This is a genomic window from Kaistella yananensis (assembly GCF_026107505.2).
GTDB classification, from domain to species: domain Bacteria; phylum Bacteroidota; class Bacteroidia; order Flavobacteriales; family Weeksellaceae; genus Kaistella; species Kaistella yananensis.
On record NZ_JAPCHZ010000004.1, the window covers coordinates 122,059 to 135,285 of the forward strand.

Genomic DNA, 13,227 nt, shown 5'->3' on the forward strand with positions numbered 1-13,227 from the left:
TTTTAGGATAATCATTGATCAGAAAAAAATCAAGTGTTTGCTTTATTAATTTAATAATTAAAACATAATTTTAATAGTAAATTTTGTAAAATGGTGTGTAATATTTGAATGATCATCCGCAGAAATCGTTCCGCAATGTCGTTTTATCATTTCTGTACGTTGCGGAGCCATTTCTGTAGGTTGCGTAACCATTTCTGTACGTTGCGCAACCATTTCTGAAGGTTGTGGAATCATTTCTGTAGGTCGCGGAACCGTTTCTGAAGGTTGCGGAACCATTTATGTACGTTGCGGAATCATTTCTGATGCCTGCTGCTTCGTTTTGTGCGGAGATGATTTTGTTTAAATATCACTTACTTTTTCGTATTTAAAGAAAGGTTTTATCTTTTTGTTGAGATAAGTTCCCTTAGAAAATGCCGCCCGGAAGTCATCAAAAACTACCTGCGGAACGTCGAGATAATTGTAGACCGCTCCGGACACATAAACGATGGTCAGGATCTGGAGTTCCGGCTTATAAAAATATTTTCTAATGACTGATGAGGGCATAATTCCATTTCATCAATATCCGTTCCTTTAGTTTTCTTACCTTTGCAGTCAATTATTTATCACGCTAACCTATGAATCTCGGCAAAACTCAATTATTAAAAATCGCAGAAAAAAATTATTCAGGTTTATTCCTGGAAGATGAAAACGGAGGAAGAGCATTTCTTCCTAAAATTTTCGCTAGCGAAGATGCTGAAATTGGCGATGAAATGGAGGTTTTCGTTTATCAGGATGATGACAGACTGAAGGCAACCACCGAAAAACCAAACGCCGAAGTAGGAGAGTTTGCCGTAATGACCTGCGTACAGAGCCTCCCTAGCGGCGCTTTTATGGATTGGGGAATTATTAAAGATTTGTTCATTCCGTACAAACAGCAGAAACAGAAAATTGTCGAAGGCAAAAGATATCTGGTGCATGTTTATATTGATGAATTTTTAGGATTAATCACCGGTACAACACGGTTCAAGAGAAATCCGCAATACGAAGATCTGCCTTTCCGAAAGGGCGATAAGGTAAATCTGATTTTGATGGGCGAAGGCGAACTGGGATGGAATGTTATTGTGAATAAAAAATACATCGGACTTATTTACACCTCCGATGTTTACAAAAAATTATTCCCGCTTTCCGAAGAAATTGGTTACATAAAATCTGTGAGAGAAGATGGTAAAATTGATGTTTCCCTACAACCCGAAGGTTACGAAAACAATGATGAATTTCAGCAAATAATTCTTGATAAATTAAATGAAAACTACGGTTTACTCTATCTTTCCGATAAGTCCGAACCAGAAGAAATAAAGCAGGAACTGCAGATGAGCAAAAAGAATTTTAAGAAAGCCATCGGCGGATTGTACCGGGATAAAAAAATTGAAATTTTAGAAGATAAAATCCGCCTTTTGGAAGAAGGAGAATAATAGGAAAATGAATAGGAGCGGGCTTTAGCCCGCTTTATTTATTAAAAACCAAGACGGCTTTAGCCAAAATATAAAAAAAAAAGAGCAGAATCCAATGTTGGAACTGCTCTTTTTATTGTCGGGATGACTGGATTCGAACCAGCGACCCCTTGCACCCCATGCAAGTACGCTACCGGGCTGCGCTACATCCCGAACGCAGGTGCAAAAATAAGGAATCGCACGTGATTTTCAAAATGAATTTCATCTCTAATTCCTGTTTTTTATCAATAGCCAACCGTTTAAAATACGCCCGTCAGAAACTTTAATGATATACCAATAGCTTCCGGTTGGAAGGGCACGGGAATCAAATTTTCCGTCCCATTCAAAAGTTCCGGCGGTTATTTTTGACAGGACCAGTTTTCCGTTTCTGTCGTAAACTTTAATGTCAGAATTCGGGTAAATTTCCATTCCGTCTATTTTCCATGTATCATTAATGCCGTCAGAATTAGGAGTGAAACTGTTCGGAACATTGAAAATCGTGAAATTCATCTGCCCAATCACGCAGTTTCCGGAGGTTTTTACAAATATCGTATGACTTCCGTTGGACAGATTGCTAAATATATTTGACGTTTGCCAAACAGCATTTTCCAAAGAATAGAGAAAATCCCCAGAATTCGACATAATGACTGTTGCCGTATTATTTACGATCTGAACTCCCGTAATCGTTCCGAAAGATGACTTCGTTACCATAACAGAAGATGTATTTTCGCATCCAAAAATATTTCTAACTTTTACCGTGTATTTTCCGACCTCAGAAACCGAAAGCGTCTGTTTTGTCGAGATTACAGTTGGATTGCTGTCTTTCGTCCATTCGTAAGAAGAAAATCCGCTTCCTGCATCTAAATTCACTGATTGTCCTGAGCAAAATTCCGCGCTCGCAGGGAGATTCAGTGTTGGTTTTGGATGTAAAGTTAAATCCAGTTTTACGTAGACAAAACAGCCAAGTGTGTTAGAAATTTTCACATCAAACACATTTGCTCCGATGTTCAGTTTTTGGTTTGCCGGATTAGTAATTGATTGATTCGCGGAATCAAAGAATTCGAAAGTTAAACCTGCTGTATTGGCAATAAGACTTGTTCTGTAATTATTAAGATCTACAATCTTGGTAGTTGCTGTAGTATCATTACAAAAAGCGGTTGCGTAATTATTTGCCGGAATTCCGCCATTCGCAACAGCAACTTTTACCGCCAGTTTGGTTGTACTTTCGCAGCCGTTTACAGATTGGGTTGCATAGTAAGTTTTACCATCCGAAAGTGGAGTAGAAGCCGTCAGTATCGTGCCTGTTGAATCATACCAAATTATATTCTGACCCGTTACCGTCAAATTAGAAATAGTAGGGTTCTGGGCTGAACAGAAATCCTGCTGATTACTTCCTGTCGGTGCCGTAGGATCATTGAGCGTTACCGTAATTTCTGTTTTGGCACTTTCACAGCCATTCAGCGTCTGGCTTGCATAATATTTTGTACCATCAGTTAAAACGGTGTTGGAACTTAAAGGATTTCCGGCGGCATTATACCACTTAATGGATGTTCCCGTAATCTGAAGATCGGAAATTTTAGGTGAAATGATCTTGCAGAAATTTTGTGCTGCAGGGGCCGCCGGCTTTGCAACACCCGTCACTGTAACGTTTTGATTTTGAGTTAAAATAGTACCGTGACCGTCATCGAATATCCAGTGAATTACATAACTACCGGGAATTGTATAAGTAAGAGGATCGACCGTGGTGCCAATAATCTGGGTGCCGCAACCGGTCGTTGCTGTAGGTATAGTCGTAACTGTAACGCTACAAACTCTTGTTAAATTGGGTAAAACAGCGAGGTCTAAAACAGGTCCGGTTGGGCTTCCTATATTAACATTTAGTGAAAAAATTCCGCCGCAGGATTGTCCACCAGTTATTCTTACAAAATATTCTCCGGAATTAATTGTCTGAGCATTATTTATAACAGGATTCTGTAGTGTTGAATGATAGTTATTGGGTCCGAACCACTCATAAGTTGATCCGCCTGAGGCATTTAGCTGCAAGTTCTGGCCAATACAGGTAGGGGTATATGAGATGTTAGCAGTCGACTTACAGTCTGCAAACTTTGCGATAAACATTTCGTCATTCGTTGCAGAAGCTGTTTGTTGAAATGTTCCAGGAGTTACCATTCCGGGAGTGGTGCCAAAATTTAAGCCCCAAAAATAAATATTGTTACTGTTGTCTTTGGTAATAAGCGGAATCTGCGTATGTCCGGGATAAAAAGTACCCCATATTTTATTAAGATTTTCGTCGTACTTCAAAAAATGAGAGGTGCATCCGGGGCCGCTCGTCTCCATAAACGAACCGGGTGTTGCTACTTGATCTAATCCAGCGTCACCTTGGCAGGCATAATTCGCGACGAATAGATTACGGCCAGTATCAATATATGTTGATGTCTGCAATCCATATACAACTGGAATATTTTTTTCAACAACCGTATTGGTCAGAAGATTTGCAACAAAAAAACTTGCTTGGCTTTTAGTGTAGACGTGAGCGCCGAAGAAAATTTCATCGCCAAACCTGCGCGCACTTTCAAAATAGTAAGAATGATTTTCGCCTACGTAACTTGAGCGAAGCAAGGCGCCGTTCTCGGAAAAATTCAGGTATAAACCATTGTTGTTGGTACTGCCTGGAGCTATATGACTAGTTGGCTGAAATGCGTTCACCATTGGAAAATCAGTAGCTCTTGTGGTGGCAATAATTTCGATACCATTACTATTCGCACTGAAGATTTTTCCCACTGTTGTATGGGAATTACCTGTTATATAGGAAATCCACTCCGTACTTCCGTCAGAAGCTTTAAACTTGCCAACAAATCCAGCCTGCATACCTACTGTAATGCTATTTTGAAAAGCACCGGGTGTCGCAAGGTCATCACTATAAGTTTCTCCTATAATATAAATGTTGTTATTATAATATTTTAAGTCATAAGAAATGTCTTTACTTTTTCCTCCAAATATTTTTTCGAAAACCAAAGTTCCGTCCGGCTTGAATTTTAAAATGGCGAGCTGTGCAAAATAATAATATGTATTTCCCGGATACATAGGATTAGGGATGCTTATATCTGCTACCACAAAAATGTTATCATTATTGTCAAAGTCTAAACCGCCGGAAGCATCCGAGTAATTACCACCGTAATAAGTACCCCATAACTTTTGTCCGTCTTTAGAAATTTTATTGATAAATGTATCATATCCGCCCATAATTGTTGGTTGATGGGAACCTGAAGTGGCCACATTGTTTGTACTTGATGTATAGCCGTGTAAAAAAATATTATCAAATCGATCAGGTTTTAACCATCCAAATTCATCCCCGTTTCCACCAAAATAACTTCCCCAGATTCTTGTCGGAACAGGATCGATAACTACCGTTTTGCTGAAAGTATCTTTAGTGGTTTTAAAACCGTAAGTGTCATCTCCCAAATCCGCATACTCCACCGTAAGGTCTTCTTTTTTGCCGTTGATGTCGGTCCACGAATGGGGAATGTTTTCCTGCATTTCGCCGAACCGCAGATTCATTGATATTTTTCCGTCTTTTAAATGGGTTTGTGCTCCTTTAAATTGCAGTTTTATATCGGAAATTTTACCGCCTGGATGAATGATGAAATTGTATTCTACCGGTTTCAGCGTGTCCGCCGGCTTGAAAAAAAATAAATCGATATTGGAGTATAAGTTTTTATAGATAACTTTTTCGAAGCGGTGAACATTTTCCACTCCTGCTGGGCGATGAGGAAGATTGTAATAATTATCATAGTCAGCCGATTTACCCTCTGCAATAATTGTAGGATTTTTATTTGCACCCACAAAGGTGATATCAACACGGTGAAACTGCTGTTCGATATCATATTCCGGACGTTTTTTCGTGCTTTTTAGCGGCTCTTTTTCGTATTTATTTGAGTCAGTCTTTAAAGTTCTCTTAGCTTCGTAGACATCGTAAGAAAAACCATCGGTTTTGATCTGAACATTTAATCCACCAACATTTAAAAGATATTTTACGTTCGGATTCGCATTACCGTTCTGATCAATAATCTGGCCCTTGTTCTCGTAGAAAAAAGCGTCAGAATCTGTTTTGAGTTTTTGACTAAAAAATGTAGCGGAAAGAAAAAAGAAAAAGGCGAGAAGTAGAGGTTTTTTCATTAAAAAAATTATCCTCAAATATAAATTATTCCTTCCTAACCAACAAAATCCAGTCTTCCTCTAAAAGTTTGTAACCAATGTCATAGACAAACCGATATTCTGCGCCGTTTTTATAAATTTTCAAACTGGTGAAATATTCGAAATCAAAACCTTCGGAGGTAAGTTTATTTCGGGTAGTTTTGGCTTTACCTTCGGTGAATTTCTGTTCGCTCAGGATGCGGTGGTTTTTGCGCAGTTTATTATTAATGTTGCGCATCAGGTTTGTCGAATCTTTATTGTGTTTATTGTTGTAAGAATTTCTGCAACCGTCGTTGCAGAATTTCTTGTCGCTTCTTCCGATAATTTTATCGCCACATTCCAGACAGTTTTCCATACTTAAAGTTTTGATAATCAAATATAAAGAATTATCCGTTTGTAACCGGATATATTTTAAATTCAAATATTTTTTATTTTTTTACGGTGTAAATAAAAAATAGTTCCTACATTTGTCCTCACAAAACAAACAGAATGTTCAATCAGTTACATCATCATCATTTTCATACTTGCACTCTCGCGAGCTGATTATGATATGTTGTAGATCACCAATATTTAATCCCGCCTGAGTAAATCAGTCGGGATTTTCTTTTTTCAAGTTCTTTTTTTTCCCTTCGATTTACTCATGCATTTTTAAAACAAATTATATGAGTAAACTCAAAATTGCCATCCAGAAAAGTGGCCGGCTCAGTGAAAAATCGATTGCGCTTTTAGAAGAATGCGGTCTTAAATTTCCCAACGGAGGCGGAAAACTCATCACCGAATCCAGTAATTTTCCTGTGGAAATTCTGTTTCTACGCGATGATGATATTCCGCAGTACGTGGAGCAGAATGTCGCCCACATCGGCATCATTGGTGAAAATGTGTTTCTCGAAAGCGAAAAAAAAATCACCATCGTTGAAAAACTGAATTTTTCGGCCTGCCGTTTAAGTTTAGCGGTTCCAAAGGAAACTGATTATGAAGGGCTGACATTCTTTAATAATAAAAAAGTAGCCACTTCTTATCCGAATATTCTGGGAAATTATTTCCGAGAAAATGGCATTAACGCAACGGTAGAAGTAATTTCCGGAAGTGTAGAAATCGCACCGGGAATTGGTTTGGCCGACGGAATCTGCGATATTGTAAGCAGTGGATCTACTTTGCTTTCCAATGGATTGAAAGAAGTGGAAACCGTTCTTAAAAGCCAGGCGGTTTTGGTATCGAATCAAAATCTGGATGAAGAAATACAGTCTGTTTTAAATAAATTACTTTTCCGGATCCGTTCCGTTCAAAAGGCCAGAGAAAACAAATATATTCTTCTCAATACGCCGAATAATCAGCTCGAAAAAATTATCGGGATTCTTCCGGGAATGAACAGCCCCACGATACTTCCATTGGCAAAAGAAGGGTGGAGCAGCCTGCATTCCGTCATCAGTGAAGAGAAGTTCTGGGATATTATCGACGAACTCAAAGAAGCTGGTGCCGAAGGAATTCTGGTAGTCCCAATTGAAAAAATGATTCTTTAAAACACGTAAATTTAATCCAATGAAAACCATTATTAATCCACCATATACCGATTGGGCTGAATACTGTGAACGGCCTTCTTTTCCTGCCGAAGACCTGGAGGAAAAAGTTGCTGCTGTTTTAGAGGAAGTACGTCTGGAAGGCGATAAGGCATTGAAAAAACTGACTTTGGCTTTCGATAAAGTAGAGGTAGAAAATATAAAAGTTTCCGCGATGGAGATTGAAAAAGCAGGGTCCGAAGTTTCTGACGATCTGAAAGAAGCTATTGCGGTAGCGGCCGGCAATATCCGTATTTTTCATTCCGCTCAGCAAGTGAAAGAACCCTCCGTGGAAACCATGACCGGAATAAAATGCTGGAGAAAAAGTGTTGCCATTGAAAAGGTCGGTCTGTACATTCCCGGCGGTTCTGCACCTTTGTTTTCAACGGTTTTAATGTTAGGAATTCCCGCCATGATTGCCGGATGCGGGAAAATTGTATTGTGTACTCCTCCCGACAAAAACGGCAACATTAATCCTGCAGTTTTGTATACCGCTTCTTTTCTTGGCATTAACGAAATTTATAAGGTTGGCGGTGCGCAGGCGGTTGCAGCTTTGGCTTTCGGTACAAAAACAGTTCCTAAAGTTGACAAAATTTTCGGGCCCGGAAATCAGTATGTTACCAAAGCCAAAGAATTGGTTCAGAAAAACGGCATCGCGATTGATCTTCCCGCCGGACCCAGTGAAGTTCTGGTAATTGCAGATTCCACTGCTGATGCTGATTTCGTAGCTTCAGATTTGCTTTCTCAGGCAGAACACGGACCAGACAGTCAGGTTGTTTTGGTTTCAGATTCTGTGGAACTGGTAGAGAAAGTGAAAATTGCTTTGAATGAGCAGCTGAGCGTTTTACCCAGAGCATCTGTTGCTGAAAAAGCACTCGAAAACAGTTTTTCTGTGGTGTTAAATTCCATCACCGAATGTATAGATTTCAGTAATCTATATGCGCCGGAACATTTAATCCTTGCCATTGAAAAGGCTGAAGAATTTGCTGACCAAATTCAGAATGCCGGTTCGGTTTTTCTCGGAAATTATTCCTGCGAAAGTGCAGGCGATTATGCAAGCGGAACCAATCACACCCTTCCTACAAACGGCTATGCCAGAAATTATAGCGGCGTTTCTTTAGACAGTTTCGTGAAAAAAATTACTTTCCAGAATATCAGTAAATCGGGGTTGCAGAAGATTGGCAGATCAATTGAGGTGATGGCAGAAGCAGAACAGCTTTTGGCACACAAAAACGCGGTTTCCATAAGACTAAAAAAAATACAGGATGAAAAATAAAATTCAGGCGCTCGTCAGAAAAAACATTCAGGCTTTGGCTCCGTACTCCAGCGCGAGAGATGAATATTCGGGAAAAGAAGGCATTTTTCTGGATGCCAACGAAAACCCGTTCGGGATCTACAACCGTTATCCCGATCCTTATCAGCCGGCTTTAAAAGAAAAATTGGCGGAACTCAAAAACATTTCGACTAAGCAGATTTTTATCGGGAACGGAAGTGATGAGGCAATCGATCTGGCATTCAGGATTTTTTGTGAACCCGGCAAAGATAAAGCGCTGACTTTTGTTCCGACGTATGGAATGTATGAAGTTTCGGCAAATATCAACAATGTGGAACTTATTAAACTTCCTTTGGATGAGGATTTTCAGATGGACAGAAATCTTTTACAGCCTTATTTTTCGGATCCAAACCTGAAACTGATTTTTATCTGTTCGCCCAATAATCCTACCGGAAATTTATTGCGGACTGAAGACATTGAGTTTATCCTTAAAAACTTTAACGGAATCGTACTCATCGATGAAGCGTATATTGATTTCTGCGATCAGCCTTCTTTCATTCAGAAAATCAACGAATATCCCAATTTAATCGTGATTCAAACCTTAAGCAAAGCGTGGGGATTAGCCGGAATCCGTCTCGGAATCGGTTACATGAATGAAGAAATTCTTTCCTATTTCAACCGCGTGAAAGCACCTTACAACATCAGCACAGTCAATCAGCATACAGCCCTGGAAATTTTAGGTAAAGAATCGGAATTTAATCAGAAAGTAAAGAATATTTTAATTGAAAAAAAACAACTCATCCAAAACCTTTCCGGTTTAAAAATCATCAGAAAAATTTATCCTTCCGATGCCAATTTTCTTCTGGTAGAAGTAGAAAATGCTGATGAACTCTATGAAAAGCTTATTGAAAGAGAAATTATCATCAGAAACCGCAATTCTGTCATCAAAAACTGTATGCGTATTTCTGTAGGAACGGCGGAGGAAAATCAAGAATTATTAAATGCATTAAAAGAATTCAGCAATGACTAAGAAAGTTTTATTTATAGACCGCGACGGAACCATCATCCGTGAACCTGAAGATTTTCAGATCGACAGTTTTGAAAAACTCGAATTTTTGCCCAATTCGATCAGCAGTCTTTCAAAAATTGCCAGAGAACTCAATTATGAATTGGTGATGGTAAGCAATCAGGACGGTTTGGGAACAGATTCTTTTCCGGAAGATACATTTTGGCCGGTGCACAATTTCATCATCAATACTTTAAAAAATGAGGGCGTAAATTTTGCAGAAATCTTTATTGATCCGTCTTTTGAGCACGAAAATAAACCCACCAGAAAACCCGGAACCGCAATGCTCAGCAAATATATTTACGGAAAGTACGATATAGAAAATTCCTTCGTCATTGGTGACCGGAAAACCGATATCAAACTTGCGGAAAATTTAGGCTCAAAATCCATATTCATCGGTGAAGAAGAAAATACGCTGGCAACTTTTGTCACCCAAGACTGGAACGAAATTTATCAGTATTTGAAATCGGTCCCAAGAATCGGAAAAGTGAAAAGGGAAACCCTGGAAACTTCCATCAATATTGAAGTGAATCTCGATGGCAGCGGCGTTTCAGAAATAAATACGGGTTTGCCTTTTTTCGATCATATGTTGCAGCAGATTTCCAGACACGGCAACCTCGATCTGAAAGTTCAGGTAAAAGGCGACCTTGAAATTGATGAACATCACACGGTTGAAGACACTGCGATCGCTTTGGGCGACGCTTTTCTACAGGCGCTCGGAAACAAGAAAGCGATTTCGCGGTACGGCTTTTTATTGCCGATGGATGACTGCCTGGCTCAGGTTGCTGTGGATTTCGGTGGAAGACCCTGGCTGGTTTGGGAAGCGGAATTTAAAAGAGAGAAAATCGGAGATGTTCCCACCGAACTGTTTTTCCATTTCTTTAAATCGTTCAGCGATCAGGCAAGATGTAACCTCAATATTAAAGCTGAAGGCGACAATGAACACCACAAAATCGAGGCAACCTTCAAAGCTTTTGCAAAAGCAGTGAAAATGGCGGTGAGCAAAACCGAAAACTATAACATCCCTAGCACCAAAGGAATTTTATGATCGCAATATTGAAATACAATGCAGGAAACGCGCTTTCCGTGGAAAATGCGGTGAAGCGGCTCGGCTACGAAACAGTTATTACGGATGACCCGGAAGTACTGAAAAGTGCTGAAAAAGTAATTCTTCCGGGAGTTGGAGAAGCAGCTTCTGCCATGAATTATCTGAAAGAAAAGGGACTCGATAAAGTAATTAAATCCCTGAAACAGCCGGTTCTCGGAATATGTCTCGGGATGCAGCTGCTTTGTGAGTCTTCGGAAGAAGGTGAAACTGAAACTTTAGGAATTTTTAAAACAAAAGTAAAAAAGTTTCCGCCCGAAGATCTTGTGCCTCACACCGGCTGGAATAATTTCACTTCAGTAAAAGGAAAATTGTTCGAAGATGTTGACATCGAAGAAAACTGCTATTTTGTTCACAGTTATTACGCAGAAATCAGTGATGAAACCGTGGCGGTAACTGATTATATTTTGCCTTTCAGCGCGGCTTTACAGAAAGATAACTTCTACGCTACCCAGTTTCACCCCGAAAAATCTGCGCCAACAGGAATACAGATTTTAAAAAAATTTTTAAACTTATGAGAATTATACCGGCCATCGACATCATCGGTGGAAAATGTGTGAGATTAACCAAAGGCGATTACTTCACCCAAAAAATATACAGTGAAAACCCGCTGGATATGGCTAAAATATTTGAAGATGCAGGCATCCAATATCTACATGTTGTGGACCTTGATGGTGCAAAAGCCAAACAGATTGTCAATTATAAAATATTGGAAGTTTTGGCTTCCCAAACGAATTTGAATGTGGATTTCGGCGGTGGTATTAAATCCGAAAACGATATTAAAACTGCTTTTGAATGTGGTGCAAAGCAGATTACTGTGGGAAGTATTGCCGCCCAAAATCAGGATTTGATGTTGGAATGGCTCATGAAATACGGGGCTGAGAAAATTATTCTGGGCGCCGACTGTAAAAACAGGAGGATTGCCACCAATGGCTGGCTCGAAAACAGTAATCTTGATGTGATTTTTTTTATTAAAGACTACGAGAACAAAGGTGCAAAATACAGTATCGTGACCGATATCGATAAGGACGGAATGCTTTCGGGACCGGCTTTTGAACTGTATGAAGAGATTTTGACAGACACCACCATCAGTCTCATTGCAAGTGGCGGAATCACCACAATAAAAGATGTTCAGAAGTTGAAAAATATTGGCTGCGAAGGCGCGATTATCGGCAAAGCCATTTATGAAGGCACCATTAACCTCAAAGAATTATCCGAATTATGTTGAAGAAAAGAATCATCCCGTGTTTAGACATTAAAAACGGAAGAACGGTAAAAGGAATCAATTTTGTTGATATTCAGGATGCCGGCGATCCATTGGAGCTTGCCAAAAGATATGTTGACGAAGGCGCAGATGAACTGGTTTTTCTTGATATCACAGCAACGCTCGAAAAGCGGAAAACACTCACGGAACTTGTAACCCGAATCGCTTCGGAAATCAATATTCCGTTTACGGTCGGAGGCGGCATTAATACTTTAGAAGATGCAAAAAAAATAATAGATTCCGGTGCAGATAAAATCAGTTTGAATTCTGCAGCAATCCTAAGACCAGAACTGATTACCGAGATCGCGCGTGAATTTGGAAACCAGTGCGTCGTTTTGGCAGTCGATACAAAATTTGTGAATGATGAGTGGAAGGTTTTCCGCAGTGGCGGGACAGTTTCTACAGAATTAAAAACCGTTGATTGGGCAAAAAAAGGCGCCGAACTTGGAGCCGGTGAAATCCTCCTGACTTCGATGAATAATGACGGCACAAAGAACGGTTTCGCCATAGACATCAGCAAAGCAGTCTCTGAAGCAGTTACCATTCCGGTGATTGCATCAGGAGGAGCGGGAACGATGGAACATTTTGCGGAGGTTTTCAACAGAACGAATGTCACGGCGGCATTGGCTGCAAGTGTTTTTCATTTCGGACAGATCCCGATTCCTCAACTTAAAAAGTATTTACAAACTCAAAATATCCCTGTAAGAATATGAAACCCAATTTTAATAAATCAAATGGCCTGATTCCCGTAATTATTCAGGATGAGGTGAGCCTGCAAGTGCTGATGCTGGGATATATGAACGAAGAAGCGTTCGAAAAAACTGTGATAGAGCAGAAAGTAACTTTCTTCAGCCGAAGCAAAAACCGCCTCTGGACAAAAGGCGAAACTTCCGGAAACTTTCTTTGTGTGAAAGACATCAGGCTCGATTGTGATGACGACACTTTACTCATTCTCGCGCAAGCGGAAGGGCCGACCTGTCATAAAGGAACGGTTTCCTGTTTCCGTACAGAAACTGCAAAAGGATTTTTGTATCAGCTGGCGCAAACCATTCATCAAAGAATTGATCAGGATGTGGAAAATTCCTACACCAATCAACTGTACAAAAGAGGAATTAATAAAATCGCCCAGAAAGTAGGCGAGGAGGCCGTGGAACTTGTGATAGAAGCAAAAGACGACAATGCAGAACTTTTTAAAAACGAAGCAGCAGATTTATTGTATCATTATTTAATTCTGTTGAAAGCGAAAGGGTTTTCTTTAGCAGAAATTGAGTCGATTTTAAAAGAACGGGAGAAATAACAC

At 39.8% G+C, this 13,227-nt stretch carries 13 protein-coding genes and 1 tRNA gene; 9 read left to right on the forward strand and 5 right to left on the reverse strand.

The window, feature by feature from the left end; all coding sequences use genetic code 11:
• Positions 1 to 57: 57 nt before the first annotated feature.
• On the reverse strand, positions 58 to 276 hold the full coding sequence (locus tag OK344_RS07560; protein ID WP_265144225.1) for a hypothetical protein: 219 nt from the start codon (positions 274 to 276) through the stop codon (positions 58 to 60).
• A 63-nt stretch (positions 277 to 339) separates the two neighbouring features.
• On the reverse strand, positions 340 to 543 hold the full coding sequence (locus OK344_RS07565; protein ID WP_265144226.1) for a KTSC domain-containing protein: 204 nt from the start codon (positions 541 to 543) through the stop codon (positions 340 to 342).
• Between the two features lie 71 nt (positions 544 to 614).
• Between OK344_RS07565 and OK344_RS07570 the strand changes: the two genes are divergently transcribed.
• Entirely contained in the window at positions 615 to 1,451 is an 837-nt protein-coding gene (locus tag OK344_RS07570) for a CvfB family protein (RefSeq protein WP_265144227.1), read from the forward strand.
• A gap of 118 nt (positions 1,452 to 1,569) precedes the next feature.
• Here the strand turns inward: OK344_RS07570 and OK344_RS07575 are convergent.
• The 3 genes from OK344_RS07575 to OK344_RS07585 all read right to left on the reverse strand — a co-directional run bounded on the left by OK344_RS07575 (position 1,570) and on the right by OK344_RS07585 (position 6,018).
• A tRNA-Pro gene (locus OK344_RS07575) sits at positions 1,570 to 1,643 on the reverse strand.
• Between the two features lie 54 nt (positions 1,644 to 1,697).
• The gene (locus OK344_RS07580; RefSeq protein ID WP_265144228.1) at positions 1,698 to 5,645 is read right to left on the reverse strand and encodes a T9SS type B sorting domain-containing protein; all 3,948 of its coding nucleotides are present in this window, start codon (positions 5,643 to 5,645) and stop codon (positions 1,698 to 1,700) included.
• Between the two features lie 25 nt (positions 5,646 to 5,670).
• The gene (locus OK344_RS07585) at positions 5,671 to 6,018 is read right to left on the reverse strand and encodes a hypothetical protein (protein WP_265144229.1); all 348 of its coding nucleotides are present in this window, start codon (positions 6,016 to 6,018) and stop codon (positions 5,671 to 5,673) included.
• Positions 6,019 to 6,325: 307 nt separating this feature from the next.
• Between OK344_RS07585 and hisG the strand changes: the two genes are divergently transcribed.
• The 8 genes from hisG to hisIE are packed head-to-tail and all read left to right on the forward strand — an operon-like array spanning position 6,326 to position 13,224.
• Positions 6,326 to 7,183, forward strand: coding sequence for an ATP phosphoribosyltransferase (gene hisG, locus OK344_RS07590; RefSeq protein WP_265144230.1), 858 nt, complete (start codon positions 6,326 to 6,328; stop codon positions 7,181 to 7,183).
• Positions 7,184 to 7,202: 19 nt separating this feature from the next.
• The gene (hisD, locus tag OK344_RS07595) at positions 7,203 to 8,495 is read left to right on the forward strand and encodes a histidinol dehydrogenase (RefSeq protein WP_088469394.1); all 1,293 of its coding nucleotides are present in this window, start codon (positions 7,203 to 7,205) and stop codon (positions 8,493 to 8,495) included.
• Positions 8,485 to 9,522, forward strand: a complete 1,038-nt coding sequence (hisC, locus tag OK344_RS07600; protein ID WP_265144231.1) for a histidinol-phosphate transaminase — start codon at positions 8,485 to 8,487, stop codon at positions 9,520 to 9,522. Before hisD ends, hisC begins: the two co-directional genes overlap by 11 nt.
• Complete coding sequence (hisB, locus tag OK344_RS07605) at positions 9,515 to 10,606, forward strand: bifunctional histidinol-phosphatase/imidazoleglycerol-phosphate dehydratase HisB (RefSeq protein WP_265144232.1); 1,092 nt, start codon at positions 9,515 to 9,517, stop codon at positions 10,604 to 10,606. The genes hisC and hisB overlap by 8 nt, the downstream gene beginning before the upstream one ends.
• Positions 10,603 to 11,181 (forward strand): imidazole glycerol phosphate synthase subunit HisH, encoded by a 579-nt coding sequence (gene hisH / locus OK344_RS07610; RefSeq protein WP_265144233.1) that lies wholly within the window; start codon positions 10,603 to 10,605, stop codon positions 11,179 to 11,181. The genes hisB and hisH overlap by 4 nt, the downstream gene beginning before the upstream one ends.
• The gene (hisA, locus tag OK344_RS07615) at positions 11,178 to 11,891 is read left to right on the forward strand and encodes a 1-(5-phosphoribosyl)-5-[(5-phosphoribosylamino)methylideneamino]imidazole-4-carboxamide isomerase (RefSeq protein WP_265144235.1); all 714 of its coding nucleotides are present in this window, start codon (positions 11,178 to 11,180) and stop codon (positions 11,889 to 11,891) included. Before hisH ends, hisA begins: the two co-directional genes overlap by 4 nt.
• The gene (hisF, locus tag OK344_RS07620; protein ID WP_265144236.1) at positions 11,885 to 12,640 is read left to right on the forward strand and encodes an imidazole glycerol phosphate synthase subunit HisF; all 756 of its coding nucleotides are present in this window, start codon (positions 11,885 to 11,887) and stop codon (positions 12,638 to 12,640) included. The genes hisA and hisF overlap by 7 nt, the downstream gene beginning before the upstream one ends.
• Positions 12,637 to 13,224, forward strand: coding sequence for a bifunctional phosphoribosyl-AMP cyclohydrolase/phosphoribosyl-ATP diphosphatase HisIE (gene hisIE / locus OK344_RS07625; RefSeq protein ID WP_265144237.1), 588 nt, complete (start codon positions 12,637 to 12,639; stop codon positions 13,222 to 13,224). Before hisF ends, hisIE begins: the two co-directional genes overlap by 4 nt.
• The last annotated feature ends 3 nt before the right edge of the window (positions 13,225 to 13,227 follow it).

Excerpts from the sequence above, each read along its gene's own strand:
- OK344_RS07560 (WP_265144225.1), bottom strand. The coding sequence starts at position 276 with ATGGTTCCGCAACCTTCAGAAACGGTTCCGCGACCTACAGAAATGATT.
- OK344_RS07580 (WP_265144228.1), bottom strand. The coding sequence starts at position 5,645 with ATGAAAAAACCTCTACTTCTCGCCTTTTTCTTTTTTCTTTCCGCTACA.
- hisG (WP_265144230.1), top strand. The coding sequence starts at position 6,326 with ATGAGTAAACTCAAAATTGCCATCCAGAAAAGTGGCCGGCTCAGTGAA.
- hisB (WP_265144232.1), top strand. The coding sequence starts at position 9,515 with ATGACTAAGAAAGTTTTATTTATAGACCGCGACGGAACCATCATCCGT.
- hisD (WP_088469394.1), top strand. The coding sequence starts at position 7,203 with ATGAAAACCATTATTAATCCACCATATACCGATTGGGCTGAATACTGT.
- hisC (WP_265144231.1), top strand. The coding sequence starts at position 8,485 with ATGAAAAATAAAATTCAGGCGCTCGTCAGAAAAAACATTCAGGCTTTG.
- hisH (WP_265144233.1), top strand. The coding sequence starts at position 10,603 with ATGATCGCAATATTGAAATACAATGCAGGAAACGCGCTTTCCGTGGAA.
- OK344_RS07565 (WP_265144226.1), bottom strand. The coding sequence starts at position 543 with ATGCCCTCATCAGTCATTAGAAAATATTTTTATAAGCCGGAACTCCAG.
- hisF (WP_265144236.1), top strand. The coding sequence starts at position 11,885 with ATGTTGAAGAAAAGAATCATCCCGTGTTTAGACATTAAAAACGGAAGA.
- hisA (WP_265144235.1), top strand. The coding sequence starts at position 11,178 with ATGAGAATTATACCGGCCATCGACATCATCGGTGGAAAATGTGTGAGA.
- OK344_RS07570 (WP_265144227.1), top strand. The coding sequence starts at position 615 with ATGAATCTCGGCAAAACTCAATTATTAAAAATCGCAGAAAAAAATTAT.
- OK344_RS07585 (WP_265144229.1), bottom strand. The coding sequence starts at position 6,018 with ATGGAAAACTGTCTGGAATGTGGCGATAAAATTATCGGAAGAAGCGAC.
- hisIE (WP_265144237.1), top strand. The coding sequence starts at position 12,637 with ATGAAACCCAATTTTAATAAATCAAATGGCCTGATTCCCGTAATTATT.